At 61.1% G+C, this 26,004-nt stretch carries 27 protein-coding genes and 1 pseudogene; 12 read left to right on the top strand and 16 right to left on the bottom strand.

All coding sequences use genetic code 11. The features are described 5' to 3' along the window. The first annotated feature begins 19 nt into the window (after positions 1–19). Positions 20–1,612: a murein biosynthesis integral membrane protein MurJ gene (gene murJ, locus CBB63_RS01755; RefSeq protein ID WP_286697915.1), complete on the top strand. Its 1,593-nt coding sequence runs from the start codon at positions 20–22 to the stop codon at positions 1,610–1,612. A gap of 87 nt (positions 1,613–1,699) precedes the next feature. Here the strand turns inward: murJ and CBB63_RS01760 are convergent, their stop codons facing one another. Beyond that, entirely contained in the window at positions 1,700–2,386 is a 687-nt protein-coding gene (locus CBB63_RS01760) for a rhomboid family intramembrane serine protease (RefSeq protein ID WP_286697916.1), read from the bottom strand. Between the two features lie 75 nt (positions 2,387–2,461). Between CBB63_RS01760 and trpS the strand changes: the two genes are divergently transcribed. The 4 genes from trpS to CBB63_RS01780 all read left to right on the top strand — a co-directional run bounded on the left by trpS (position 2,462) and on the right by CBB63_RS01780 (position 6,032). Next, the gene (trpS, locus tag CBB63_RS01765) at positions 2,462–3,478 is read left to right on the top strand and encodes a tryptophan--tRNA ligase (protein ID WP_286697917.1); all 1,017 of its coding nucleotides are present in this window, start codon (positions 2,462–2,464) and stop codon (positions 3,476–3,478) included. A gap of 138 nt (positions 3,479–3,616) precedes the next feature. Further along, complete coding sequence (locus tag CBB63_RS01770) at positions 3,617–4,723, top strand: histone deacetylase-like amidohydrolase (protein ID WP_286697918.1); 1,107 nt, start codon at positions 3,617–3,619, stop codon at positions 4,721–4,723. An 11-nt stretch (positions 4,724–4,734) separates the two neighbouring features. After that, positions 4,735–5,307, top strand: coding sequence for a nitroreductase family protein (locus tag CBB63_RS01775; RefSeq protein ID WP_286697919.1), 573 nt, complete (start codon positions 4,735–4,737; stop codon positions 5,305–5,307). Continuing rightward, positions 5,298–6,032: an EI24 domain-containing protein gene (locus CBB63_RS01780; protein ID WP_286697920.1), complete on the top strand. Its 735-nt coding sequence runs from the start codon at positions 5,298–5,300 to the stop codon at positions 6,030–6,032. The genes CBB63_RS01775 and CBB63_RS01780 overlap by 10 nt, the downstream gene beginning before the upstream one ends. On the opposite strand, the gene CBB63_RS01785 is transcribed toward CBB63_RS01780, so the two are convergent. Together CBB63_RS01785 and mce are read right to left on the bottom strand one after the other, a co-directional pair. Further along, entirely contained in the window at positions 5,965–6,258 is a 294-nt protein-coding gene (locus CBB63_RS01785; RefSeq protein WP_009825945.1) for a DUF1467 family protein, read from the bottom strand. The two genes, CBB63_RS01780 and CBB63_RS01785, sit on opposite strands and share 68 nt — an antisense overlap. 2 nt (positions 6,259–6,260) lie before the next feature. Further along, positions 6,261–6,665, bottom strand: a complete 405-nt coding sequence (gene mce, locus CBB63_RS01790) for a methylmalonyl-CoA epimerase (protein WP_005851258.1) — start codon at positions 6,663–6,665, stop codon at positions 6,261–6,263. Between the two features lie 134 nt (positions 6,666–6,799). On the opposite strand from mce, the gene CBB63_RS01795 reads away from it, so the two are divergent. Next, positions 6,800–7,519 carry a response regulator gene (locus CBB63_RS01795; RefSeq protein WP_286697921.1) on the top strand — a complete coding sequence of 240 codons (720 nt, stop codon included), beginning with the start codon at positions 6,800–6,802 and terminating at the stop codon, positions 7,517–7,519. 7 nt (positions 7,520–7,526) lie between these two features. On the opposite strand, the gene CBB63_RS01800 is transcribed toward CBB63_RS01795, so the two are convergent. The 5 genes from CBB63_RS01800 to CBB63_RS01820 form a co-directional block, all read right to left on the bottom strand. Further along, positions 7,527–8,252, bottom strand: coding sequence for a GNAT family N-acetyltransferase (locus CBB63_RS01800; protein ID WP_286697922.1), 726 nt, complete (start codon positions 8,250–8,252; stop codon positions 7,527–7,529). Between the two features lie 445 nt (positions 8,253–8,697). Then, positions 8,698–10,548 (bottom strand): aspartate--tRNA ligase, encoded by a 1,851-nt coding sequence (aspS, locus tag CBB63_RS01805; protein ID WP_286697923.1) that lies wholly within the window; start codon positions 10,546–10,548, stop codon positions 8,698–8,700. 193 nt (positions 10,549–10,741) lie between these two features. After that, a complete protein-coding gene (locus CBB63_RS01810) occupies positions 10,742–11,920 on the bottom strand; it encodes a type III PLP-dependent enzyme (protein ID WP_005851249.1) in 1,179 nt (392 codons plus the stop codon). Between the two features lie 246 nt (positions 11,921–12,166). Continuing rightward, the gene (locus tag CBB63_RS01815; protein WP_286697924.1) at positions 12,167–13,270 is read right to left on the bottom strand and encodes an endonuclease/exonuclease/phosphatase family protein; all 1,104 of its coding nucleotides are present in this window, start codon (positions 13,268–13,270) and stop codon (positions 12,167–12,169) included. Between the two features lie 108 nt (positions 13,271–13,378). Then, positions 13,379–14,140: a DUF1013 domain-containing protein gene (locus tag CBB63_RS01820; protein ID WP_009825939.1), complete on the bottom strand. Its 762-nt coding sequence runs from the start codon at positions 14,138–14,140 to the stop codon at positions 13,379–13,381. 128 nt (positions 14,141–14,268) lie between these two features. On the opposite strand from CBB63_RS01820, the gene CBB63_RS01825 reads away from it, so the two are divergent. Continuing rightward, the gene (locus tag CBB63_RS01825; RefSeq protein ID WP_286697925.1) at positions 14,269–14,913 is read left to right on the top strand and encodes a ribonuclease T2 family protein; all 645 of its coding nucleotides are present in this window, start codon (positions 14,269–14,271) and stop codon (positions 14,911–14,913) included. On the opposite strand, the gene CBB63_RS01830 is transcribed toward CBB63_RS01825, so the two are convergent. Further along, positions 14,906–15,526 carry a response regulator transcription factor gene (locus CBB63_RS01830; protein ID WP_005851242.1) on the bottom strand — a complete coding sequence of 207 codons (621 nt, stop codon included), beginning with the start codon at positions 15,524–15,526 and terminating at the stop codon, positions 14,906–14,908. The genes CBB63_RS01825 and CBB63_RS01830 overlap by 8 nt on opposite strands. Before the next feature lie 342 nt (positions 15,527–15,868). Here CBB63_RS01830 and CBB63_RS01835 point away from each other — a divergent pair, with 342 nt between their 5' ends. Beyond that, on the top strand, positions 15,869–16,219 hold the full coding sequence (locus CBB63_RS01835; RefSeq protein ID WP_502695841.1) for a putative pterin-binding protein: 351 nt from the start codon (positions 15,869–15,871) through the stop codon (positions 16,217–16,219). Between the two features lie 459 nt (positions 16,220–16,678). Continuing rightward, positions 16,679–18,742: pseudogene (locus tag CBB63_RS01840) on the top strand (ATP-binding protein); the annotation flags it as partial. A 115-nt stretch (positions 18,743–18,857) separates the two neighbouring features. On the opposite strand, the gene CBB63_RS01845 reads toward CBB63_RS01840, so the two are convergent. The 4 genes from CBB63_RS01845 to CBB63_RS01860 all read right to left on the bottom strand — a co-directional run bounded on the left by CBB63_RS01845 (position 18,858) and on the right by CBB63_RS01860 (position 22,031). Further along, complete coding sequence (locus CBB63_RS01845) at positions 18,858–19,850, bottom strand: NAD(P)H-quinone oxidoreductase (protein WP_286697927.1); 993 nt, start codon at positions 19,848–19,850, stop codon at positions 18,858–18,860. 101 nt (positions 19,851–19,951) lie between these two features. After that, complete coding sequence (locus tag CBB63_RS01850) at positions 19,952–20,548, bottom strand: CbiQ family ECF transporter T component (protein WP_286697928.1); 597 nt, start codon at positions 20,546–20,548, stop codon at positions 19,952–19,954. Continuing rightward, entirely contained in the window at positions 20,523–21,248 is a 726-nt protein-coding gene (locus tag CBB63_RS01855) for an energy-coupling factor ABC transporter ATP-binding protein (protein ID WP_502695842.1), read from the bottom strand. The genes CBB63_RS01850 and CBB63_RS01855 overlap by 26 nt, the downstream gene beginning before the upstream one ends. 84 nt (positions 21,249–21,332) lie before the next feature. After that, on the bottom strand, positions 21,333–22,031 hold the full coding sequence (locus tag CBB63_RS01860) for a COQ9 family protein (protein ID WP_286697930.1): 699 nt from the start codon (positions 22,029–22,031) through the stop codon (positions 21,333–21,335). A 115-nt stretch (positions 22,032–22,146) separates the two neighbouring features. Between CBB63_RS01860 and rpsU the strand changes: the two genes are divergently transcribed. Next, positions 22,147–22,353 (top strand): 30S ribosomal protein S21, encoded by a 207-nt coding sequence (gene rpsU, locus CBB63_RS01865; RefSeq protein WP_005851231.1) that lies wholly within the window; start codon positions 22,147–22,149, stop codon positions 22,351–22,353. A gap of 155 nt (positions 22,354–22,508) precedes the next feature. Continuing rightward, the gene (trhA, locus tag CBB63_RS01870; RefSeq protein ID WP_009825931.1) at positions 22,509–23,159 is read left to right on the top strand and encodes a PAQR family membrane homeostasis protein TrhA; all 651 of its coding nucleotides are present in this window, start codon (positions 22,509–22,511) and stop codon (positions 23,157–23,159) included. On the opposite strand, the gene CBB63_RS01875 is transcribed toward trhA, so the two are convergent. Next, a complete protein-coding gene (locus tag CBB63_RS01875) occupies positions 23,156–23,617 on the bottom strand; it encodes an Lrp/AsnC family transcriptional regulator (RefSeq protein ID WP_286697931.1) in 462 nt (153 codons plus the stop codon). The genes trhA and CBB63_RS01875 overlap by 4 nt on opposite strands. A gap of 141 nt (positions 23,618–23,758) precedes the next feature. Here CBB63_RS01875 and ald point away from each other — a divergent pair, with 141 nt between their 5' ends. Beyond that, positions 23,759–24,877 (top strand): alanine dehydrogenase, encoded by a 1,119-nt coding sequence (gene ald, locus CBB63_RS01880; RefSeq protein ID WP_286697932.1) that lies wholly within the window; start codon positions 23,759–23,761, stop codon positions 24,875–24,877. Between the two features lie 72 nt (positions 24,878–24,949). Here the strand turns inward: ald and mscL are convergent, their stop codons facing one another. Together mscL and CBB63_RS01890 are read right to left on the bottom strand one after the other, a co-directional pair. Beyond that, positions 24,950–25,381, bottom strand: coding sequence for a large conductance mechanosensitive channel protein MscL (gene mscL / locus CBB63_RS01885; RefSeq protein ID WP_286697933.1), 432 nt, complete (start codon positions 25,379–25,381; stop codon positions 24,950–24,952). A 159-nt stretch (positions 25,382–25,540) separates the two neighbouring features. After that, positions 25,541–25,990 carry a YtoQ family protein gene (locus CBB63_RS01890; protein ID WP_286697934.1) on the bottom strand — a complete coding sequence of 150 codons (450 nt, stop codon included), beginning with the start codon at positions 25,988–25,990 and terminating at the stop codon, positions 25,541–25,543. Positions 25,991–26,004: the final 14 nt, after the last annotated feature.

Here is a 26,004-nt window from a genome sequence, read left to right on the forward strand (position 1 = left end):
GTTACGGGGCAGCACCACCATGAAACCTATCCGCCTTATGTCCGGCTTCTTCACCGTCGGGATCTGGACCCTCCTCAGCAGGGTCATGGGGTTCGTGCGNGATGTGATGATCGCGGGCTACCTTGGCTCCGGCCCCGCAGCCGAAGCGTTTCTGGTCGCCTTTTCCCTGCCCAANATGTTCCGCCGCTTCTTTGCCGAGGGNGCGTTCAACATGGCCTTTGTGCCGATGTTCTCGAAAAAGCTCGAAAGCGGCGATGATCCGGAAAAATTCGCGCAGGATGCTTTCGTCGGCATGGCATTCATCCTGACGCTGTTCACCATCATCGGGATCGTCGCGATGCCGGGGCTGGTGCTGCTGATGGCCTCGGGCTTTGCGGGGGACGAACGGTTCGATCTGGCGGTCGAATATGGGCGGCTGGCCTTCCCCTATATCCTGTTCATCTCCCTCGCCGCACTTGTATCGGGCGTGCTGAACGCCACGGGCCGCTTCATGGCGGCGGCAGCAGCCCCTGTGGTGCTGAACGTCATCTTCATCCTCGCCGTCCTTATCGGGGCCGCCCTTGGCCGCGACGGATCAGAGGCGATCGGCATGGGCATCGACAAGGCGCTTGGCCTGCAGATCGGCGACACGCTGGCGCTGTCTGTCCCGCTGGCGGGGATCGCGCAACTGGCGCTGGTCTGGTGGGCCGCGAAACGCGCAGGCTTCACACTGACCTTCGGCCGTCGTCCCCGCCTGACGCCCGAGCTAAAACGTCTCGCCATCATCGCCGCCCCTGCGGCCCTGGCGGGCGGGGTCATGCAGATCAACCTGCTGGTAGGCCGTCAGGTCGCCAGCTTCTACGAAGGGGCCGTGGCCTGGCTCAATTACGCAGACCGCCTCTACCAACTGCCCTTGGGCGTGGTGGGGATCGCGATTGGCGTGGTGCTGCTGCCCGACCTGTCACGACGGCTCAAGGCCGGAGACGAACAGGGATCGCACACCCAGATCAGCCGCGCCGCCGAGGTGTCGCTGACGCTGACCATCCCCTCGGCGGTTGCGTTGATGGTGATCCCCTTCACGCTGGCCACGGTGCTGTTCCAACGCGGGGCCACAACCACAGATGACGCCGCGGCCATCGCCATTGCGGTGGCGATCTACGGGCTCGGCCTGCCGGCCTTTGTGCTGCAAAAGATCCTGCAACCGCTTTACTACGCGCGTGAAGACACCCGCCGCCCGTTCTACTTTGCCGTGGTGGCAATGGTGGTGAACGTGGTACTGGCCATCGGCCTCAGCCCCGTGATCGGCTGGATTGCCCCTGCCATAGCGACGACATTGGCGGGATGGGCGATGTTTGCCTTGCTGGCCTATGGCGCACGTGGTTTCGGGCTGGCCGCGAAATTCGATGCGCGTTTTCACAAACGCATCTGGCGCATCATGGCGGCGGCGGCGGTCATGGGCGGAGCGCTCTGGATCGGCAACCTGGCCCTGCAACCCCTGCTCGCCGAAGCCTGGTGGCGCGGGGTCGCCCTGGTGATCCTCATTGCCCTGGCGGCCGCCAGCTACTTCGGCACCGGCCAGCTCATCGGTGCGTTCAAACTGGCCGAATTCAAACGCGCCCTAAAACGCAGCTAACCCGACCCGCTTCCAAATGGCATTAAATCCCGGGGGTCAGGGGGCTGGCCCCCTGCCTGTCACGTCTGCCTGACCCGCCTGCAAGCCTCACCGGTGCCGAATACGCTCCCGCAGCCTGCCCCATTCGCCCGGCGCGAAAACAAAGCTCAGCGCGAAACCACAGGCAAAGCCCAAAAGCTCCGCCACCCACTGGGTGCCCGCGTCAAAGAACACGCCCCAGATCAGCTGCAACCCCATCAGCACGGCAATCAGGGAAAACGCGCGGTACTGCTGTTCCCCTTGCACCGCCAGCTTGCGCCACATGACAAAGGAATAGCCGCCGATCAGCCCATAAACCGACGGATAGGCACCGACCAGCCAGACCGGATCATCCAGCAGCAGCGCGTAGACCACCGCCCCGAAAATGCCCGACACAAAAAAGATCGCCAAAAACGCCACCTGCCCCATCGCCTCGGCCACCATCTTGCCAAGCGCCAGCAACAGCACGCAGGCAAAGATCGCATGNGTNAANCCCAGATGGATGAAACTATAGCTCACCACCCGCGACAGNTCGCGCAGGGGAAACTGCATGTTGGCGACCATCCAGTCNAAGACATCGCCCGAAAANCCGAAGTCGCGGATCAAGGCCAGACGCCAGCCCACNGCNGCAGGGCCGCCGATGATCCCGGCCTCGGCCAGCGACAGCACGACCTCTATCCCCGCCAGCGCCAGAAAAAGCAGCGTGACGGTTGCGGGCATCGGGTTCACGGGGGGGTGAAAATCTGGGTCTTCCATAGGGCCTCCTTGACGGGCATGGTGCGCATGGGTAAGCCCATCTGGCCGTAGTTTCCAGCCTTATCGGAGCATCCAATGACCGACACCTCTTTCACCCCGCGTGTGTTTTCCGGCATCCAGCCGTCGGGCGATTTGCATCTTGGAAACTACCTGGGCGCGCTCAAACGTTTCGCCGATGCGCAGGATAAGGGGGTGCAGTCGATCTACTGCATGGTCGATCTGCACGCGATCACCGTCTGGCAGGACCCTGCGGACCTCAAGCGTAGCACGCGCGAGCTTTGTGCCGGTTTTATCGCGTCGGGCATCGACCCCGATAAATCCATCCTGATCAACCAAAGCCAGGTGCCCGAACACGCGCAACTGGCCTGGGTCTTCAACTGCGTGGCGCGTATGGGCTGGATGGGCCGCATGACCCAGTGGAAGGACAAGGCCGGCAAGAACGCCGAAGCTGCCTCGCTGGGGCTCTTTGCCTATCCCGCGCTGATGGCCGCCGACATCCTGATCTATCACGCGACCCATGTGCCCGTGGGCGAGGACCAGAAACAGCACCTTGAACTGACGCGCGACATCGCGGCCAAGTTCAACCATGACTACGGCGTCGATTTCTTCCCGTTGACCGAACCGGTGATCGAAGGGGCTGCGACCCGCGTCATGTCCCTGCGCGACGGCTCCAAGAAGATGTCGAAATCCGACCCTTCCGATGCCAGCCGTATCAACCTGACCGACGATGCCGACACCATCGCCAAGAAAATCCGCAAGGCCAAGACCGACGCCGATGCGCTCCCCTCCGAAGTGGACGGCCTCAAGGACCGGCCAGAGGCGCGCAATCTGGTGAATATCTTTGCCGCGCTGAACGACCAGACCGTTGAACAGGTTCTGGCCGATGTGGGCGGCCAGCAGTTCGGCACCTTCAAACCCAAACTGGCTGAACTCGCCGTCGCCAANATGGCCCCGATCAGCACCCGCATGGCAGAGCTGATGGCNGACGAGGCAGAGATCGACCGCATTCTGGCCCACGGTGCCACCCAAGCGCGCGAGATCACCGCGCCGATCCTCAAGAAAACCTACGAGATTGTGGGCATGGTGGGCTAAACCAGCCCGCCCCCTTCACCCTTTCCCAAATACTCNCTCCACAGNTCCCCCCGCAGCACCACGGCTGCGGGCCTTGCCCCCATGGACAATCCTNTNGCGTTTTGCCAGCCTTCGCCCGAACCACGAAGGGGATAGACGATGACCACCGGTTTTTTCATGGATGAACGCTGCTTTTGGCACGCAGGTGGCAACTATGCCTTTACCATGCCCGTGGGCGGCTTGGTGCAGCCGCTGGCGGCGGGCGGCCTGCCGGAAAACCCCGAGACCAAACGCCGCCTGCGCAATCTGATGGAGGTCACCGGCCTGATGGCNGANCTCGACCTGCGCAGCGCNGCACCTGCNNCNCGCGANGATCTGCTGNGCGTCCATCCGGCTGCCTATCTCGACGACTTCAANCGCCTTTCCGACGCGGGCGGTGGAGAGCTGGGGCTGCGCACCCCCTTCGCCGCCGGCGGGTTCGAGATTGCGGCGCTGTCCGCGGGCCTCTCCATCGCCGCGGTAGAGGCCGTCGCCAAAGGTGACCTCGACAATGCCTATGCGCTCAGCCGTCCACCGGGGCACCATGCGCTGCCTGATNTCCCCAACGGGTTCTGCCTGCTCGCCAATATCGCCATCGCGATCGAGGCAGCAAAGGCCAAGGGGCTGGTACGCCGCGTTGCCGTGCTGGACTGGGATGTGCACCACGGCAATGGCACCGAGGCGATCTTTTATGACCGCGACGACGTGCTGACGATCTCGCTCCATCAAGAAGGGAATTACCCGCTTGATACCGGCGCGCTGGCGGATCGGGGCAACGGCGCGGGAGCCGGTTACAATATCAACCTGCCGATGCATGCGGGGTCGGGGCATACGGCCTATCTGCATGCGCTCGATCGCGTCGTGCTCCCCGCGCTCGACGCGTATCAACCCGATATGATCATCGTCGCCTGCGGTTTCGATGCCTCTATCGTGGATCCGCTGGCGCGCATGCAGGCCACAGCGGAAACCTTTGCCGAGATGACACAGCGGATCAAAGCCGCGGCGCAAAAACTTTGCGGCGGCAAGCTGGTGCTCGTCCATGAAGGCGGCTATTCTGAGGCCTATGTTCCCTTCTGTGGCCACGCCACCATCGCAGCCCTCGCAGACAGTGACATCACAGCGCCAGATCCCCATGCGAAGAACTTTCGCATCCGCCAGCCAAGCCCCGCATTCGACGCTTTCCTGCGCGCGTCCATTGACGACATGGCGCAAGAGCTGAACCTATAAGAGAGACCCCGATGCCGACACCCAATCCCGACGCGCTGCATTTCCTGCAAACCCGCCGTTCGCGCCCTGCCAAGACCCTGACCACACCGGTCCCCGACCGCGACACGCTGACCGAGCTGTTGACCGTGGCCTCGCGCGCGCCGGATCACGGGATGCTGGAGCCGTGGCGTTTTATCGTGATCGAAAAGCCCGCGATGGCGCGTCTGGCCGACATCGCCGAGGCACGCGGCACCGCCCTGGCGCTGGACGCCGAGCAGATCCAGAAGGGCCGCGGGCAATTTGATCAGGGCGATCTGGCGGTTGTGGTGGTCGAGGTGCAGAACCCCTCGCCCAAGATCCCGCCGTTGGAACAGACCTATGCCGTGGGCGGGGTCTGCCTGTCGCTGGTCAATGCCGCGCTCGCCTCTGGCTGGGGCGCGAACTGGCTGAGCGGTTGGGTCAGCCACGACCGCGCCTTCATGACCNAGGCTTTCGACCTCGCGGAACACGAACGCATCGCCGGCATCATCCATATCGGCACCGAAACCTCCGCCCCGCCAGAGCGCGGGCGCCCCGACATCACGGCGATCACCACATGGCAATAGCACAGATTTTTCGCGCCTTCGGGCTGGCGGTCGGACANGTCGGCGATCCAAGCTTTCGCCGCGTGCTGCTGCTGGGTGTCGGCTTGGCGTTGCTGCTGCTGGTCGGNGCNTCNGCGGGCTTTGTCTGGCTGATCGACTGGCTGACCGGAGAGGACAACTGGCTGCCCGTNCTGGGCGAGGTTTCGTGGCTTGACGATCTGTTCAGCTGGGGGGCGGCGCTGCTGTTGATGGTGCTGTCGGTGTTCTTGATGGTGCCCGTCGCCTCGGCCATCACGTCGATGTTTCTGGATGATGTGGCCGACGCGGTAGAGGCCGAACACTACCCCCATCTGCCCCCCGCCACGCCTGTGCCCTTTGGCGATGCGCTGCGCGATACGGTGAACTTCATGGGGGTGCTGATCGGTGTGAACGTCGTGGCGTTGGTGCTCTACCTGATGTTCGCCCCCTTCGCGCCCCTGATCTTCTGGACCGTGAACGGTTTCTTGCTGGGGCGCGAGTATTTCACGCTTGCCGCGATCCGGCGGGTAGGCCGGACCGAGGCAAAGCGTCTGCGCGGGAAACATGGCCTTACAATCTGGGCCGCCGGCGTGTTGATGGCGATTCCCCTGTCGGTGCCGCTGCTGAATCTGGTGATTCCGATCCTAGGGGCGGCGACCTTTACCCATTTGTTCCACCAATTGGCGTCGGCGCCCCGTGGAGCCACTGCTCCACATCCGCCACGGTGAACCAGCCCGACAGGATGATCCCCGCGATGATCGCCCAAAGCACGATCGACACAGCGGTCGTCCACAGCGCTTTCTTTTTAAGGTGGTGATGTTCGGGGGCCCCCGCGTGGGTGCCCTCGACGATCTGGCCCAGATCCCCCTGGGTCTGCACCCGTACTGGCAGCAGGATCATAAAGACCATCGACCAGATCACGGCGAACAGAACGATACCTGACATGACGGCCATGGTTACACCTGCTCCAGCTCGACCAGCGCGCCGTTAAAGTCTTTGGGGTGCAGGAAAATCACCGGCTTGCCGTGGGCACCGATCTTGGGCTCTCCGTTGCCCAGAACACGCGCGCCGCTTTCCTTCAGGCGATCCCGCGCCGCGATGATGTCTTCGACCTCATAGCAGATGTGGTGGATGCCACCGGCGGGGTTCTTTTCCAGAAAACCGTTGATCGGGCTATCGTCCCCCAGCGGGTAAAGCAGTTCGATCTTGGTATTGGGCAGTTCGATAAAGATCACGGTGACGCCGTGGTCGGGTTCGTCCTGCGCAGGACCGACATTCGCACCCAAAGCGTTGCGATATTGATCCGCAGCGGCCTCAAGGTCCGGCACGGCGATGGCTACGTGGTTTAGGCGACCGATCATCATTCTTCTCCCTCAAATCAACATTTGACCCGGTTTATGGGCTGCCGCTGCCGCAAGAGCAATGCGTCACGTTAACACCGTATTAGCGAAGCGCGCCTAACCATAGGTCACCCACAAAGCATAACGGAGGAATCATGGATACGCTTGAACATCAGGCCCAAAGCCTGCCCGCCCCCACGGCCGACCGCCCGCTTTTGGGCCTTACGGTTCTGGTGATCGAAGACAGCCGCTTTGCCTGCGAGGCGATGCGCCTGCTCTGTCTCCGCTCTGGCGCGCGGATCAGACGGGCCGACAGCCTGCGCGCGGCGCGGCGGCATTTGCAGGTCTACCGCCCGTCGATCGTGATTGCCGATCTGGGGTTACCAGACGGGAACGGCATTGATCTGATTGCGGAACTGGCACAATCGCAGCCCCGCGTTGATGCGTTACTGGCGACTTCGGGGGAGACCCATCTGGCGGCGGATGCGCTGGCCGCAGGAGCCGACCGTTTCATGAGCAAACCGTTGCAGTCTTTGTCACAGTTTCAACAGGTCGTGCTGGCCGCCCTGCCCCAGCATCACCGTCCGCTGGGGCTGTCCGTGCTTGCCGATGAAACGATCACGCCCGACAACATCGCGTTGCAGGATGACATGGCGCATATGGATGACGTTCTGTCCGGCCCCTGTACGCCTCAGACGCTGGAATATGTCGCGCAGTTTCTGACCGGCGTGGCGCGCAGTGCGCGGGACGCAGCACTGGAACAGGCGGCGACAGCGCTGGCAGCACGCAGCACCTTGGGCCTGCCTGCTATCGAAGAACAACGGGTGATCCGGTCGGTCTTGCGCCAACGCCTGATGCGGCAGATCGCGATCTAGTCGCGGGTCACGTCANCGGGTCACTGGACACCCGCACGAGGCTGGTCAGATCGCCCAACCGTTCGCGCNGCTTACCCTCTGNGTCAAAGTTGGCAGGGGAAAGCCACGCCTCGAAGGCTTCACGCAGGCCCGGCCATTCGGCGTCAATTGCCGCAAACCATGNCGTATCGCGGTTGCGCCCTTTAACGACAGCCGCCTGCCGGAAGATGCCTTCGTAGCTGAAGCCCAAGCGTTGCGCGGCACGGCGCGACGGCATGTTCAGCGCGTTACACTTCCATTCATACCGACGGTATCCCGCCTCGAATGCCCATTTCATCATCAGATACATGGCATCCGTCGCCGCCCGCGTGCGCTGCAACGCGGGCCCAAAGGTGATTGACCCGACCTCTATCGATCCGGCCTCTGGCGCGATGCGCAGATAGCTTGCCACCCCTTCGATATGCCCTGTCTCTAGGTTCTTGATCGCATAGAAGAGCGGGTCGTCTTTGGTTTCAACCTCGCGCACCCAGCGGTGAAACTGGGCAGAGGATGAGAACGGCCCGTCATACATATAGTGCCANAGCTGATCCTGCCCTTCAAAGGCGCGGAACAGCAGGGCGGCGTGGGCCTCGGCGTTCAGCGGTTCAAGCTGGGCGTAGCGGCCCGTCATCACCGTCCGCGGCGGGCGCGGCGGGACGGAAAAATCTGCAACAGGGGCACCAAGTGGGCCGGGGGGCTGGTCATCTTGTTTCATGCNCTTACGTTAAGGCCAAGCGCTGTCAGCGCCAAGACCCGAATGTCATATGACATCACCCAANCTGGAGCGCAGAAANGTCCTGTTTTTGCCACAAACGCCTGCGAGGCTGNTGGCATCCGCAACCACCAACCCACCCACGTCACCCAACCCAAGGGCCACATCATGTTCNCCAAACTGCGNCGCATCTACGCCAAGGAAACCAGTTTCGACTGGACCGTCTTTGCGGCAAATGTGGTGGGTGTGGCGATCGTGGCACTGGCTTTTGCCCATGCGCGCGACTTTGGCGCGCAGACCGTGGTAGAGGTTGCGCAAGCCGGTTTCTGACCTTTGGGCGCAGGCCGGCCTGACATTGACCGCNCCCGCCCGACACCACGAGATTCAAACGAAAAAGCCCGCCTTTGGCATATCCAAGACGGGCTTTTCTATGGGTATGTTGCAGNGCTTAGTCCTGCGGGATGACCCGCAGACCCAGTTCCATCAACTGATCCGACTGTGGTTCGCTTGGCGCGTTCATCATCAGGTCTTCGGCNCGCTGGTTCATCGGGAAGAGGATCACCTCGCGGATGTTCGCCTCTTCCGCCAGCAACATGACGATCCGGTCGATACCGGCGGCACAACCACCGTGGGGCGGGGCACCGTATTGGAACGCGTTCACCATGCCGCCAAAGCGTTTTTCGACTTCGTCCTTGCCGTAGCCTGCGATCTCGAACGCCTTGAACATGATCTCTGGCTTGTGGTTCCGGATGGCACCGGACACCAGTTCGTAGCCGTTGCACGCAAGGTCATACTGNTAGCCAAGCACNTCAAGCGGGTCGCCCATCAGCGCGTCCATCCCGCCCTGTGGCATAGAGAACGGNTTGTGTTCAAAGTCGATNTTGCCGGTTTCTTCGTCTTTCTCGTAGATCGGGAAATCGACGATCCAGGCAAAGGCGAAACGGTTTTCATCCGTCAGCCCCAGTTCGGCACCGATAACGTTACGGGCACGGCCCGCGACGCCTTCGAAGGACTTGGGCTTGCCGCCAAGGAAGAACGCCGCATCGCCCACGTCCAGACCCANTTGCTGGCGGATCGCCTCGGTACGCTCTGGCCCGATGTTCTTGGCCAGCGGGCCNGCNGNTTCCATGCCNCCTTCGACCTCNCCGGCTTTCAGCTTGGCTTGGGCTTCTTTCACCGTGATGCCCAGNTCCTGTGCCACGCTGTCGGCGGTTTTCTCGCGCCAGAAGATATAGCCCATGCCGGGCAGCCCTTCTTTTTGCGCAAAGGCGTTCATGCGGTCGCAGAACTTGCGGCTGCCGCCTGTGGGCGCGGGAATGGCGCGGATTTCGGTGCCNTCCTGTTCCAGCAGTTTCGCGAAGATCGCAAAGCCGGAGTCGCGGAAATGGTCGGACACGACCTGCATCTTGATCGGGTTGCGCAGGTCAGGCTTGTCAGAGCCATACCACAGCGCCGCATCTTTATAAGAGATTTGCGGCCATTCCTGATCCACAGCCTTGCCGCCGCCGAATTCTTCGAAAATGCCGGTCAGCACGGGCTGGATGGTGTCGAACACGTCTTGCTGTTCGACAAAGGACATCTCGAGGTCGAGNTGGTAGAAATCGGTGGGCGANCGGTCAGCGCGCGGNTCTTCGTCGCGGAAACANGGCGCGATCTGGAAATACTTGTCAAAGCCGGACACCATCAGCAGCTGTTTGAACTGCTGCGGGGCCTGCGGCAACGCGTAGAACTTGCCCGGGTGCAGACGCGACGGCACGAGGAAGTCGCGCGCNCCTTCGGGGGAAGACGCGGTGATGATCGGCGTCTGNAATTCTTTGAAGTTCTGGTCCCACATGCGCTTGCGGATCGACGACACAACGTCGGACCGCAGCACCATGTTGTCCTGCATTTTTTCGCGACGCAGATCGAGGTAGCGATAGCGCAGGCGGGTTTCCTCGGGGTATTCCTGATCGCCAAANACCTGCAAAGGCAGNTCTTTCGCNGGCCCCAGCACTTCGATGTCGCGCACGAAAACTTCGATCTCGCCGGTGGGGATCTTGGTGTTGACCAGATCGGCGTCGCGGGCCTTTACCTCGCCATCGATGCGGATACACCATTCGGACCGCACCTTTTCCACCTCGGCAAAGACGGGGGAATCAGGGTCGCACAGCACTTGGGTCATGCCGTAATGATCGCGCAGGTCGATAAACAGGATACCACCGTGGTCGCGCACACGGTGCACCCACCCGGACAGGCGAACCTTGTCGCCAACGTTTTCCTTGCTCAGATCGGCGCATGTATGGCTGCGATATGCGTGCATGACGGGTCCCTTTCGAGGGCTAGAATTGTTCGGGGCAGGTACACCGTTTGGGGCCGCGGAAGTCAAGAGTTTCCCGTAAAAACGGCACAAACCGCGGGTAAAACCCCCGCGTTAAACCATAGGGCTGAAAATAGATGGGCCGCCTGCTCCTCCCAAAGCAGACGGCCCTTCCCGCGCGACGTTGATGATCCTCTTACAGGACCAATACATCAAGCGGCGGAAACCCGTTAAAGCCGACCGAACTGTACGAGCTTGTGTAAGCGCCGCAGTTCTTGATCATGACTTTGTCACCGTCCCTTAGGTCAAGTGGAAGGTCAACCGGATTTTTTTCATAAAGCACATCGGCACTGTCGCAGGACGGGCCGGCAAGCACACAGGGGCCGACGGGCTTGCCGTCATGCGGGGTCACAAACTGATAGCGGATCGCCTCGCCCTCGGTTTCGGCCAGACCGGAAAAACGCCCGATATCCAGATACACCCAACGGCGGGCCGCCTCTGCCGATTTGCGCGACACCAGCAACACTTCGGCCGCGATATGCCCTGCCTCTGCGACCATGCCGCGGCCCGGCTCTGCCATCAGGACCGGAATCTCGCCAAAGCGTTCTTTGACGGCGGCAACGACTGCGGCGGCATAGCCGCGCGGCGCATCCACCGGATCACCGTGATAGGCAGGAAAACCGCCGCCGATGTTCAGCAGTTGCAGGTCGTGCCCTGCTTCTTTCGCGGCGTGCCATAGCGGGGCGACCTGATCCAGAACGGGGTGCCAGTATTCGGCACGACGGGTTTGCGACCCGACGTGAAACGACAGACCATAAGGCACGAGACCCACGGATTTGGTGTACTCCAGCAGGCTTGGCAGCAACGAGCCCGCGCAGCCGAACTTGCGGGTCAGCGGCCAGTCCGCCATGGAATTCTCGACGATCAGACGGATATAGACGCGCGCGCCGGGGGCGTGCTCTGCGATTTTGTCGAGCTCTGCCTCGCAGTCGGCGGCGAACATGGTCACCCCGATGGAATGGGCAAAAGCGATATCAACGCCGCGTTTGATGGTGTTGCCGAAAGAGATTTTCGCAGGATCCGCCCCTTGGGACAGACACAGCTCGATCTCCTGACGCGACGCCGCATCAAAGCCCGAGCCGCGTTCGACCAGCATACGAATGATCTCGGGGGCGGGGTTCGCCTTTACCGCATAGTGGATTCGCGCATCGCCCAGACCGGCTTGCAGCGCGTCGTATTGTACACCCACACGGGCGCGGCTGACGACGAGAGTCGGTTTGTCGAAGCTGTTGTTCCAGATGTAATCAGCCGCTTCGTCATAGTTCGATGCTGCGGATGTGTTCACGGTGGCGGTAGCTGTGGCGTTCATGGTCATCTCCAAAGAGCAAGGAAGGGCGGGAGTACCCTAACATGTCGTTTCAAGAGACGTTACCGTCGCTGCATAGGCGCGGGGTCAATCCGCGGACAGACGGACCGGCCAGAGGCGCGTGCGTTGGCGTCTGTAAGCGCGCATTTACGCTGTTTTCAGATTCGCGCAAGTGGCAAAATACTCGATACGACAATTCGTTTTTCAAGGAGGCACGCAAAGCGCTGCGTACCGGTGAGCGGTGACGGATCGGGGCTATTTTTCCCAATCCGTGCCGATGGCTTCGCGGTCCTTTTCGCGTTCTTCGGCTGCCATTTCCCGCACCTCCGCGCGCTCTTCGGCGTCGCTTTGTTCGGGCGTGGAATTCGACTGAGGCTCCCCTGTCAGGGCAAGCGAGAACAGGATCGGGAAGTGGTCGGACCCGATACTGGGCAAGCGCGACATACGGATCAGGCGGAACTCTGCATCATGGAACAGATGATCAAGCGGCCAGCGCATGACGGCAATACCCGCGTGAAACGTGTTATAGAACCCACGTCCGACCCGTGGGTCCAGCAATCCCGACAGCCGCTGAAACCGGCGGGTGGTGGTGGACCAAGCAACGTCGTTCAGATCGCCTGTCACGATAGCGGGCAGATCGTCCTTGCTGGCTTCGATGCCGACCAACGCGATCTCTCCGTCGCGGCCCTTGGTGTCGTGATAGGGCACGGGGGGTTCGGGGTGCACGATATACAAACGCCACATCCGCCCAGACGGCATCGCGACCTTGGTCCGGATCGACGGCACATCATCAACCAGCAGGTCCCGCACCTGCGTCTCTGACGGCTCCATCTTGGACATCATGACCACACCATAGGAGTTATCCTTGGGCACTTTCACCCAATGGGGGTACTGGTCTTTCAGCGCGTCATAAAGCGCATCGACCCAGTTCGGGTCCACCTCAAGCGCGGCGGCGATATCGGGGTCCTCGGTGCGGATCAGGTCGATCAGACGCTGATACTGGCGATTGGATTGTTTCACGTTTGACGCAAGGATGGTGACACGGTTTTCGGCGTCAGCCGCCTGTGCCTCGGTCGCATCCACGGATTGGCGCGGCCAGAGCGGCGTGAATTTCAGGATGTAGCCCGTGTGGATCGCCGCAATCACAGCGAGGATCGCCAGCGCCGGGTTGCGATGGTCAGGTTCAAGAAACACCAGCGCCACGGCAGCCAGCGCGACGGTCAACACAAACAGCTGTTCACGGGGGAAGGCCATCCCCCGGATCGCGCCATGCGGTATCTTGCTAAAGGGAAGCACGCTGATCGCAGAAACGAGTGCGACAACGCCCCAAAACAGACCGAGTAATATCGTCGCCACCATGCATGCTCCCTACGTCAAAAAAGGGGCGCAGAGCGGTTGCCCTGCACCCCTAGCCCAACACGAGGTTAAGCGGATTTGTTCCGAAGCCGCCGGAAGGGCGGAACCGAATTACTTGTCGTCGTCTTCATCCGCGTCGGAACCGCCCTCGGGCAGCTTGAAGAAACTGTCGGCGTCAGAATAGTCGCCGTGGTCTTTTTCTTCGTCATCCGCAGGGTTGCCGGACAGGGTGAACGTTTCCAGACCTTCGATAGAGGTCGGCATCTTCGGTTCCGTATCCATGCCAAGCGATTGTTCGGTGCTGACCAGACGGCGGCGTTCGTCATCGGTCATCAAGCCACCTTCGGCGGCTTTCTTGGCAGCGGCTTTCTGGACGGCGGCGTCCAGTTCGGACTGTTTGCACAGCCCCAAAGCCACGGGATCGATCGGTTGGATGTTCGCAATGTTCCAGTGCGTCCGCTCGCGGATCGCCTGAATGGTTGGCTTGGTGGTGCCGACCAGCTTGCTGACCTGACCGTCGGAGAGTTCGGGATGGAACTTGACCAGCCAGTAGATCGACGCGGGGCGGTCCTGACGTTTGGACAGCGGCGTATAGCGCGGGCCGCGACGTTTCTCTTCGCCTTGGGCAGACGCGTTGAACTTGAGCTTGAGCTTGTGCAGCGGGTTCGCCTGCCCTTTTTCGATCTCTTCTTCGGTCAGCTGGTTGTTGGCAATCGGGTCAAAGCCCTTCACGCCTTGCGCCACGTCACCATCCGCGATGCCCTGCACTTCAAGCTCGTGCATTTCCACGAAATCCGCGATCTGTTTGAAGCTCAAGGTTGTGTTGTCCACCAGCCATACGGCAGTGGCGCGGGCCATAATCGGTTTTGCCATGTCGGTCTCTCCTTAAAACGCACTTTCCCCGTCGCCTGAAATAGGCTGTCCTGCGGGGCAGAACGGTTTCCATTGTGGGGGAACTTGAACGTCTTATACTCGGACCGGCAAAATAAGGAAAGACCCCAATGCGATTGCTGATCCTGTGCCTGTGTCTGTTGCTGGCCCCGATGCCCCGCCCGGCGGCGGCCAAGGGCGAAATTGCAGGGGAATTCGACTATTACGTGCTGGCGCTCAGCTGGTCGCCCAACTGGTGCGCGCTGGAAGGCGATGCGCGCGATTCCGCGCAATGCGACGCGCGCCACGATCACGGCTGGATCATGCACGGGCTTTGGCCGCAGCTGCATCGGGGGTTTCCAACTTACTGCCGCACCGCCGAACGGCCCCCCACCCGTGGCATGACCGCCGCCATGGCTGACATTATGGGGACGCCCGGTCTGGCGTGGCATCAATGGAAGAAACACGGCAGCTGCACCGGCCTGCCCGCCACCGGATATTTCGATCTGTCGCGTCAGGCCTATGATGCCGTGACCCGCCCCGCGGTCTTTCGCAAGATCACGGGCGACATCCGCCTGCCCGCCTCGGTGGTGGAGGAAGCGTTTTTGAAAGCAAACCCGACGATGGAGGCCGATGGCGTTACCGTCACCTGCAAAAGCGGCTACATTCAAGAAGTGCGTCTATGCCTGTCAAAAACGCTGGAGCCAGTGCCTTGCGGGCGCGACGTGATCAAGGATTGCACGCTGGACGACGCGCTGTTTACCCCGATCAGATAAACCCCGCACTACGTGCGATCATTGCGGCGTCGGTGCGGTTGCGGGCGTCCAGCTTGCGGCACAGCGTTTTGACGTGCAGCTTGATCGTGACCTCTTGCAACTCTAGGTCGCGGGCGATTTCCTTGTTCGATTTCGCCTCCATCAAGCCGCGCAGAACCTGACGCTCCCGCTCTGACAGGGCCTTTTCAAAGTCGGTTTCTTCGGGATCGTCCTTGCCAGACATAAAGTTGACGGGCGCGTAAATCTCACCCGCGGCCATAAAGCGGACCGCGTTGACCAGTGATTTCGCAGGCAGCGTCTTGGGCAGGAAACCGATCGCGCCCATGGCCAGCGCCTGTTCCGCGATCAACCGCGTTGCCGTGCCCGAAATCAGACCGACAGGCTTTTCCTCGTTGGCTTTCATGACCTTAGGCAGCGCCTCAAGCCCCTTCATGCCGGGCATCGTATAGTCNAGCAGNACCAGATCAAACGGCCCCTCTGCCTCTATCTTGGCCATCGCTTCGGGCAGGTCGCTTGCTGCAACCGTCTCTGTCCCGCCATCNGCGTCCAGAAACATTGCAATCGTTTCGCGGACCATATCGTGGTCGTCCGCAATCAGTATCCGTAATGCCATAAGTTCTTTCCTTCCCTCGCCACCACCTCAATGCTGCTTAAGTAGTCGTAGACCAACTTATGGGCGAATAATAGCACACATGAGGATAGGATAACTGTGTCGAATTTTTGACGGCTATACCTTCGTATAGTAAGAATACCCTTAATCTCAGTCGCTCTCCAAACGGCGTTAACCTAAGGTTGATGTACAAACACAGGGGAAGGATACCGAGTTATGACGTTTCAAGCTTTCACCAAGACAATCACCGCCGCACTGTGCGGTGCCGCATTGGCCACTGCTGTGAGTGCACAAGAAGATGCCGTTCTTACCGTCACGGCAGGCGACATGGAACACACCTATACGATGGAGCAGCTGAAAGAACTGCCGTCGTCCAGCTTCGAGACCGAAACCATCTGGACCGAAGGCGCGCAGACCTTTCAGGGCGTNTCGCTCAAGGATCTGATGGACACGCTGGACGTGTCCGAAGGTATGATCGAAGCAACCGCGATCAACGACTATGCGGTCGAAATCCCGATGGAGGATGCGGTGTCCGACGGGCCGATCATCGCCTATGCCAACAACGACAAAGAGATGTCGCGCCGCGGGAAAGGTCCGCTATGGATTGTCTATCCCTATGACAGCGACGTAAAGTACCAGACAGANACGATCTATAGCCGTTCTATCTGGCAGTTGAACCGGCTGGCGATCAAGTAACCGCAAGGCATGTTNACCATGGCCGATTTGATGCAGGACGGCCCACAGCGCAACAGGGTAAGATATATTCTTGCCCTGGCGCTGATGGTCGGCATCCTGCTTGCCGGTTACCTGGCGTTCAACGTCTGGGACCGCGTGCGCGCCCTTGGCAGCGCGCAGCAGGATCATGCCGAATGGGTGTTCTCGCAGCTTGAAATCGACTTTCTCAAACTGGATGGTGCCGTTGAACAGGCGCGGTCCGGGGACGAAAACGATCTGGCGAACCTGCGCAAACGGTTCGACATCTTCTACAGCCGCACCGAAGTCGCCGAACGCGTACAGCAAAGCGGCGACCTNANCCGNGAAATCCAGAAGATACAAGCGGTTNTGGACACACAGATCCCCCTGATCGACGGCAGCGATGAGGCGCTNGCCGCCGGTGTGCCCGCCCTATCGGAAGCGCTGGCCACGGTCGAGGATATGCCGCGCAACATCGGGCTTGCCTCCATCTCCTTNGCCGCCAAAGCNGCNGAGGCNGAGCGCAAAGAGATCGCGCAGCTGATCGAGATCTTGCTGGTGATCGTGGTGACCGTGACCATTGCGCTACTGGGCGCGATCCTGCGGCTGTCGCGCCAGACGATCACGCTCAACCGTGCCTCGCGCGAGGTCGAACGCAACCATTCGCAACTGGCGACCATGCTACGCGCCTCGCTTGATGCGGTGATGGTGCTGTCGGTGGACGGCGAGATTATCGATTTCAACGGCTCTGCCGAAGAGGTCTTTAGCATCTCGCGCGATCATGCGCTTGGGCGCAGCTACATCGAACTGCTGGTCCCCCCTAAACTGCGCCATCGCCAACGGGATAACCTCGCCCATTTCAACGCAACGGGAAAAACGCGGCTGGCAGAAACCGGCCGTCACGAGACAGAGATGATCGACGGCACCGGGCGCATCTTCCCTGTCGAACTTTCGGTGTCGCTGGCGCGGTCAAACGACGCGCCGGTTTTCGTCACATATATCCGCGACATCACCGACAAACTGCAAAAAGAGCAGGAGATCATCCGCGCCCGCGACGAGGCACTGGATGCCTATCAGGAAAAATCGCGTTTCTTCGCGATGATGAGCCACGAGATGCGCACGCCGCTGAACGGCATCCTCTCCGCCATCCACTTGCTGCATGACGACAAGCTGGACGCCGAACAGCGCAAATACGTCGAAGCCGCGCTGAAATCCGGTGACATCCTGCTGGGCCATATCGACGACGTGCTAGCCATCGAACGCAGTGAGGCCGAAACCAACGACAACGAGTTGCAAGCCAGTGATATGGTCGCGCTGACCGCCGGCATGGTCAACACCATGACGCCACTGGCCAAGACATCGGACACGCGCCTGCATCTGGATCAGGACGGGCTGACCGACACACCCATCCTGACAGACCCGCGCGCGGTGCAGCAGATTCTGGTCAACCTCATCAGCAACGCGATCAAATTCAGCCCCGACGACGATATTGTGCTCAGCGCGACCTATGACATGGAAACGGACAATGCGCCGATGCTGCATATCGAAGTGGCAGACAATGGCCCCGGTATCCCGCCCGATGACCTCAAGCGGATTTTCGAGGATTACGTATCGCTCGACAGCCGCTACGAGCGGCGCACAGGGGGCACCGGTCTGGGGCTGGGCATCGTCCGTCGGCTGGTGCACCGTCTGGGCGGCACGATCACCTGCGTCTCNGAGGTTGGCAAAGGCGCGCGGTTTATCGTGCGACTGCCAGCAGACTTCGTGCAGACAGAAGCCCCGCAGCCCGTCGCCCAACCGCAGCTTGATACCGAAGACACCCCCGCGATGAACCTGCTGGTCGTCGACGATAACGAGATCAACCGCGATCTGCTTAAGGCGATGCTGGGCCGTCTGGGTCACGAGGTCACCCTTGCCAGCAGCGGCCCCGAAGGCATCGATCGTGCGGCCGAACAGAGGTTTGACGCGATCCTGATGGATATTTCGATGCCGGGGATGAGCGGNCTACAGGCCACGCAGGTGATCCTTCAAGGGGGCGGGCCCAATGCCGATACCCCGATCATGGCCGTGACCGCCCACGCCCTGCCCAACGAACGCGCGGCCTTTACCGCGGGCGGGATGACCGGCTTTCTGCAAAAACCCATCAACACGCGCCGTCTGAAAACCGCGCTAAGCGAGCTTGTGATGCCCGCCGCTGACGGTGCCTCTGATGCGGCTGAAGCGACGCACGCCGAGCCGCAGCCTCCGGTACTGAACGCCAATCAGGTGAACGAATTGTTCGAACTGCTTGGTCCTGAAAAGCTTGCCGATCGCATTGGCAANCTGCGCCAACGTGTAGAGGGGCAANTGCCGCCCCTNGCCTCGGCCGAGGACCGCGANGATCTGCAACGCAAGACCCACGACCTTGCCGGGTTNTGCGGNATGTTCGGCGCAGAGCGNATGCACGCCCTGCTCGCCACCATCGAACAGGACTGCAAACAGGGNGACGTGGANAANGCCCGTGATCAGGTCGCCAAAGTGCCCGCGGCATGGGCCGAAACCCTTGANGCNTGGGAGGCGCGCCTGTCGGCGTANCGCCCCCTGAACGACAAAGGGCACCCTGATATCAGAGCGCCCCTTGCCNNATNTNANTGCCCGCCGCTTAGGCGTTGGCGTCAACCTTCAACACGATCTTGCCGATATGGCCGCTTGTNTCCATGCGGGCGTGCGCCTCGCTCGCGTCCTCGAACGCGTATTCGCTGTCCATCACCGGTGCGATCTTGCCCGCGTCCAGCAGTGGCCAGACCTTCTCGCGCAGNTCTTCNGCGATCTTGGCCTTGGCCAGATCGCTTTGTGGACGCAGGGTGCTGCCGGTCATCGTCAGACGGCGTGTCATCAGCGTGGCAAAGTTCACCTCTACCTTCGGCCCGCTGAGGAAGGCGATCTGCACAAGACGGCCGTCTTCGGCCAGCGCTNGCAGGTTGCGNGGGATGTANTCGCCGCCGACCATATCAAGGATCAGGTCTGCCCCGCCCTCGGCTTTCAGCACATCAACGAAATCCGAGTCACGGTAGTTGATCGCGGCCTCGGCCCCGAGTTTGGCGCAGGCGTCGCATTTGCTGTCGGTCCCTGCCGTNGCAAAAACCCGTGCGCCGAATTCGCGNGCCAGCTGGATCGCNGTCGTCCCGATGCCCGACGACCCGCCATGCACCAAGAACCGTTCGCCCGCTTTCAGGCCACCGCGCATGAACACATTGGACCAGACGGTGAAGAATGTCTCGGGCAGGCAGGCGGCTTNCTTCATGTCCATGCCCTTGGGCACCGGCAGACAATGNGCCGCAGGCGTCGCGACATATTCCGCATAGCCGCCACCGGGCAGCAGCGCGCAGACCTTGTCGCCGACAGCCAGACCGCTGACGCCCTCGCCCACGGCGGACACNACGCCCGAGGCTTCAAGCCCNGGCAGATCGCTGGCAGTGGGGGGCGGCGCATACATGCCCGCNCGTTGCAGCGCATCGGGGCGGTTCACACCGGCATAGGCCACTTTGATCACGACTTGCCCGTGGGCCGGCTGCGGCATGGGGCGGTCGGTGGGTTGCAGCACTTCGGGTCCGCCGGCCTTGGTGATCTCTATCGCACGCATGGTTTCTGTCATCGACTACGTCTCCTCCGTAAATCNGTNTTGCCGCACCATAGGCACGGTTTTCGGCACACACAATGCGAACTGACAGGCGTCAGGTCGCGNAGAGNCTCACGTCAAAGCCCGCCACGGGCACGCAGGGCCTCGGCCACATGTTCGGCGTCGTCAATCGCCAGCACGGTAAACGGGANGATCATCCGCCAGCCGACCCGCTTGGTGGAACGCGCGCGCCATGACTGCGCCAGCAACTGGCCCTTTTGCGCCAGAACGGGGGTAAAGCGGATGACNAGGGCGATGCCCAGTTCGATNGCGCGGGTCTGGATNCCAAGGCGGCGCAGCGGCGTTGTCAGCCATGTCACCACAGCCACCATCTGCGCCAGCTTGGTCGTCATGGTCACCAGATTCGCCAGCGCCACCGCTGTCATCATCCGCAACGTCACGGTCGCNCCCGCCATGATGTCATGGGTCACGATATGCCAGACCATGATCAGCACAACGAAGGGCAGCAGCACCCGCAAGCGCGCCAGCCCCACCTTGAAAAACCGCCATCCCGGCAGCGCATAAAGCAGCAGGGTCACCGCCAAGGCCGCCGCCTGCAGCGCGGNGTGGGTCAGGCTGAATAGCCCCATCGTCGCCACGCAAAGCGCTGCCAGCTTTGCCCCCGCAGGCCAACCGTGGGCGCGGGTCTCAACCGGGGAGGTGAGTGAAATCATCGCTTTCCCCGATCTCTTGCATCTGTGCCACAAAGGCTTGGGTCACCTGAGGCACCGCGCCGTCCTGCACGATCTGACCCTGATCGATCCAGATCATNCGGTCATAGGTCGCCAGATGCGCGGGGTCATGGGTGATGTGCACCAGATGCGCCTCTACCGCGTGCAGCACGCGCGTGAGATGCATCATCGTCGGGATATCNAGCCCCGCAAAAGGTTCATCNAGNATGATCAGGCGCGGCTGCATGGCAAGGATCGACATCAGACANACCAGCTGCCGCTGCCCCTGAGATAGCTGATGGATCGCCGCCTTNGCCCAATGGCTGCGGTTAAAGCGGGCGAGGATATCCGCCGTTCTCTCTGCGGCCTCTTTTGCGGTGTGTTTCAGCTGGGTCAGGCCAAAGCTGATCTCTTCTTCCACCGTGGGGAAGATAATCTGGTGATCGGGGTTCTGGAACAGGATGCCGACCTGCCGCANNGCCGCCTTGCGNTCCTTGACCACATCCACCCCGTTGATCCGCAGCTTGCCCGANGACGGNGCCACCAGCCCCGCCAGCACCCGNGCCAGAGATGTCTTNCCGGACCCNTTCCGCCCGACAATACCAATCCGCCGCTCGGATGCCTGCAGTGTCACATCACATAGCACCGAGGTTCCTTCGGGGGTGTAGGAAACCTTGTCCAGATCGATCAGAAACGGGTGCATATGCGTGAGTACCAATAAGCCGCGCCCGCGCCGGATGCGGACGCCGCAGCACCTAGCAGGTCTGGTCTGGCGAGGAAAGCCAGCCTAGGGACGCGGGCTGCCCCAGCTGCCGGGAAGATCGCTACGGTTCAGCCGCGAGGGGGCTTTCACATGGGAAAGCAACCAGTTGGGCCCGGCCATCAACATGCTGAGCGTCGGGCTGCTGTTCACCTGCGCCTTGACCTTTTCGATCTGCATCACGTTCTCGATCCGCCGATCAAGGAAGGCCCATGTCTCTGCGTGGCCCTCGCTGGTNTCGCCCAGCCAGAACANCACGGTCGAGGAATAGACCGCGCTCANCGTGGCGCGTTTGGTGTACCAGTTCACGTCTTCGGACGTATCCCCCAAGGCAGCCCATATGGCATCCGCCGTCCCCCAGACCAGTTTGGCCCCCTCGGGCGCATATTGTGGCAGGGCAAACAGGGTTGTCCCACGACGTACCGCCTCTTTGTCCGTGGCGGCTTCAAGACGGAAGCGGACCATAGCGGCAACCTTGGCCGAGAATTTCATCTCGGTCATGTTTTCGGCCTTCATCCGGTCGATCATCTGCTGATCNCCCCGTTTGTGATAGGCGACGGCCAGNTCNACGGCACCGCGCGGACAGACAGCACGCGCGACGGTCGGGTCCATGCCGGTATCGCTGACCGCAGCCTTGAATGTCGCCTCTGACCAGCCGTCAAACGCGACATGCATCAGCGCGGCATCCAGCAGTTGTTCTTTCGGTGTCTGGGACGTGTTCGTCATAGCGGCCTCCTGAAGGGGTGATTGGCTTTGCTCTAGACAATATAGGTTTCGGTTGCTATATGGCCAGTTCCTGCAAATCCTTGCAACTTCAAACTAGAAAGGTGGTGAAAACCACATGCAGGTTAGTGTTCGCGATAACAACGTCGATCAAGCGCTGCGCGCCCTGAAGAAAAAACTTCAGCGCGAGGGTGTGTTTCGTGAAATGAAGCTTAAGCAGCATTTCGAGAAACCTTCCGAGAAAAAAGCACGCGAGAAAGCAGAAGCGATCCGCCGTAGCCGCAAACTGGCACGGAAGAAATTGCAGCGCGAAGGCATGATGTAAATCATCCAAGCGACGCATAAGAATACGAACCCCCGTTACCTTTCGGTGCCGGGGGTTTTCTTTTGTCTGCCGCTGCGCGCGTGGTGACGCATGGGTACAGTAGACAGGACCCGACGGCAGAGCGTATCGCAAAGCGGCCAAAGACAGGACAGACCATGACCCAGCCCACCTACCCCAGCGTTGCCCCGATCCACCGGCGGGCTGATCTGATCGTCCACCTTGTGGGGCTTGCGCTGATTCTTGGGGCTGGCGGCGCGTTGGTGATGAAATCGGCCACATCGCTGCAAACGGCGGTCACGGTCGCGGTGGTGGTCTATGTGCTTTGCGCGCTGGCATCGAACCTTGCATCCTGCGCCTACCACTTCGCGCCGTGGCACGATGCGCGCAAACTCATGCGGCGGATTGATCATGCGGCGATCTATCCCAGCATCGCGGGCACGTTTACGCCGTTCTTCGTGCAGGCCGGCACGACATGGACGATCACGCTGCTTTGTGTGTCATGGGGGCTGGCGCTGGTGGCGATGTACAAAAAAATCACCGACCCGCAGGTTCAGGGCAAGTGGTCCACCGCATCCTATCTGGGGCTGGGCGCCATTGGCCTTTGCGCACTGCCGGACCTGACAGGGGTGCCGCTGGCAACACTCTGGTGCATCATCGGCGGGGCATTTGCCTATGTGATAGGCGTCGGCTTTTACGTGCGCCGCGCCATGCGCTTTCGCTATGCGACNTGGCACGCTTGGGTCAATATCGGCGGNATCGCGATGTTCGCNGGNATCTGGATGGCGCTGTTTCCNTCCGCGATTTAACCGACTGGCAGCGCTGTGGTGTTGCACACCGTGCGCAGCGCAAAGCTGGATTGCATCTGCCCCACACCGGGCAACCGCGCCANATGCTGGCGATGGATGCGGGCGAAATCCTCGGTATTNTCGGCCACGACCTTAAGCAGGTAATCCGCGGCCCCCGCCATCAGGTGNCATTCCAGCACATCGGGAATACGCGCGACCGCNTTTTCAAAGGCGTCCAGCACCTCGTCCGCTTGGCCTTGTAGGGTGATCTCGACAAACACCGTCGTGGGAACGCCCATCTTGCGCGGGTTCAGNAGGGCGACGTAATCNCGGATATACCCTTCGGCNTCCAGCCGCTGCACGCGCCGGTGACAGGCCGACGGCGACAGATGTACCTTTTCCGACAGGTCAGAGTTCGACATCCGCCCGTTGCGTTGCAGGGCAGTAAGGATGCGGCGATCNATGTCGTCTAGACTCATGTGGCGCAATACTTTCGCGTGAAATGACCAATATGNAGCAGAGNATTCGAAGAGCAAGGGGGATANCGGCCCATAATCCGTGCCCAATTGCGTATCGAGGGGCGTACCGTAATTCAAATGCNCCCTCAATAGGATGAACTCATGAAAATCGGTTGCCCCAAAGAAATCAAGCCACAGGAATTCCGCGTCGGCATGACCCCGAATGCCGCTTACGAGGCGGTGAACAAGGGACATGAGGTTGTTATCGAAGCAGGTGCCGGCATCGGCGCTGGTTTTGATGACGCCGCCTATACCGACGCAGGCGCGACGATCCTTGCCACCGCGCAAGAGGTCTTCGACAGCGCCGACATGATCGTCAAGGTCAAGGAACCCCAAGCGGTCGAGCGCAAGATGCTCCGCGAAGGGCAGATNCTGTTCACCTATCTGCACCTCNCCCCCGANCCCGAACAGACCAAGGATCTTCTCGCCTCCGGGGCGACTTGTATCGCCTATGAAACCGTCACCGACCGCAATGGTGGCTTGCCGCTGCTTGCGCCAATGTCCGAAGTCGCGGGTCGTCTGGCCCCGCAGGTGGGCGCATGGACGCTGCAAAAAGCCAACGGCGGGCGCGGCGTGCTGATGGGCGGCGTCCCCGGCGTTGGTCCGGCGCGTGTGGTCGTGATCGGCGGCGGTGTTGTCGGCACCCACGCCGCACGCATTGCCGCNGGTATGGGNGCGGATGTCACCGTGCTTGATCGGTCCCTGCCCCGTCTGCGCTATCTGGATGACATCTATGGCGGCGTGTTCAACACCTCTTACGCCTCGGCGGGCAATACGATCGAACTGGCGCGCGAGGCNGANATGATCATCGGNGCCGTCCTGATCCCCGGGGCCGCCGCCCCCAAACTGATCAGCCGCGCGCAACTGTCCGAGCTCAAGCCCGGCGCGGCGCTGGTGGACGTGGCGATTGACCAAGGTGGCTGCTTTGAAACCTCGAAAGCGACCACCCACCAAGACCCCGTATACGACGTGGACGGCATCATGCACTACTGCGTTGCCAACATGCCCGGTGCCGTGGCNCGGACATCGACCATTGCGCTTGGCAANGCCACGATGCCNTTCATGCTGGCACTNGCNGATAAAGGCTGGAAGCAAGCCTGCGCCGACGATCCCCACCTCAAGGCAGGTCTGAACGTGCACGCAGGTCANCTGACCTACGCCGCCGTGGCCGAAGCGCTCGGGATGGAGGCGATCACCGCCGATCAGGCCATCGCCGGTTAANCACCCCCTACGCACCACGCAAAAGGCCCGCAGTGCACCTGCGGGCCTTTTCGTNTCNCGCNGTTGNAACGCTTANTTCTTGGCAAGCTCATCGCGAATTTGCAGCAGCACNTCCAACTGGCTGGGGCCAGTCGCCACTTCGGGGGCGACATCATCGGGGCGTTCGGCCAGCGANTTCAGCCGGTTNACGGATTTGACCAGCATNAACACCACAAAAGCGATGATCAGGAAGTTGATGCAGGCCGTGATGAACGCGCCATAGGCAAAGATCGCCGCGCCGGTTTCGCGCGCCGCGTCAAGACCGGTACCCGCAGGCACATCGCCAGACAGCACCACATACATGCTGGTGAAATCAACGCCGCCAAGGATCAGACCGATCACAGGGTTGATCAGATCGCTGACCAGCGAGGTCACAATAGCCGTAAACGCCGCGCCGATAATGATACCGACTGCCAGGTCCATAACATTGCCCTTGGCAATGAAATCCTTGAATTCTTGAATCATGTCTGTCCCTCGTATGATTGAAAGCCGTGCCTGCTACGTCGCACGACATACTGCGCATGCGCTAGCACAAGTTTTCCAGATAACGATGGGTTTTTGTCGGATAAGCACGGTTTTCCCCCTTACAGAGGCGAAAACCGCGCAATCCGGNGCAAAGCGTGCTTACTCTGGCAGGGTGCCCGTCAGCACATANCGCAGNATNTGCACGACCTGCGCGGGCTCTTGGGCGACAGCCAAAGCTGCGGCGTCNACCTCTTTCAGCGCGTGCGCGTGGTCGGCCCCATGCAGGATCACCAGCGATTTACCCAGAGCCGCCGCATAGCCCGCATCAAAAGCCGCGTTCCACTGTTTGTACTGATCGCCAAAACGCACGACGACGACATCCGCCTCTTCGATGCCCTTGCGGGTGCGGATCGCGTTCAGCTGTGCGCCCTTGCGGTCGTGCCAGAACTTGTTTTCCTCGGCCCCCAGAATCGCCACACCGCAGTCGTCGCTGGCCGCGTGGTCGGTGACAGGGCCGGTGAACACAACATCCAACCCNGCCGCGCCATCGATGATCTGATCGCGCCAGTCGGTGTGGATTTCACCCGAGAGATATACATGCAGTGTCATACCGCCTCCNTTCG

The organism is Sulfitobacter sp. TMED3 (assembly GCF_002167505.1).
GTDB lineage: Bacteria > Pseudomonadota > Alphaproteobacteria > Rhodobacterales > Rhodobacteraceae > Sulfitobacter > Sulfitobacter pontiacus.

Bases quoted from the DNA above. Each gene is read 5' to 3' on its own strand.
- CBB63_RS01785 (WP_009825945.1), bottom strand. From the start codon at position 6,258: ATGGCCGTCATGTCAGGTATCGTTCTGTTCGCCGTGATCTGGTCGATG.
- mce (WP_005851258.1), bottom strand. From the start codon at position 6,665: ATGATCGGTCGCCTAAACCACGTAGCCATCGCCGTGCCGGACCTTGAG.
- CBB63_RS01795 (WP_286697921.1), top strand. From the start codon at position 6,800: ATGGATACGCTTGAACATCAGGCCCAAAGCCTGCCCGCCCCCACGGCC.
- CBB63_RS01810 (WP_005851249.1), bottom strand. From the start codon at position 11,920: ATGACCATGAACGCCACAGCTACCGCCACCGTGAACACATCCGCAGCA.
- CBB63_RS01815 (WP_286697924.1), bottom strand. From the start codon at position 13,270: ATGGTGGCGACGATATTACTCGGTCTGTTTTGGGGCGTTGTCGCACTC.
- CBB63_RS01820 (WP_009825939.1), bottom strand. From the start codon at position 14,140: ATGGCAAAACCGATTATGGCCCGCGCCACTGCCGTATGGCTGGTGGAC.
- CBB63_RS01825 (WP_286697925.1), top strand. From the start codon at position 14,269: ATGCGATTGCTGATCCTGTGCCTGTGTCTGTTGCTGGCCCCGATGCCC.
- rpsU (WP_005851231.1), top strand. From the start codon at position 22,147: ATGCAGGTTAGTGTTCGCGATAACAACGTCGATCAAGCGCTGCGCGCC.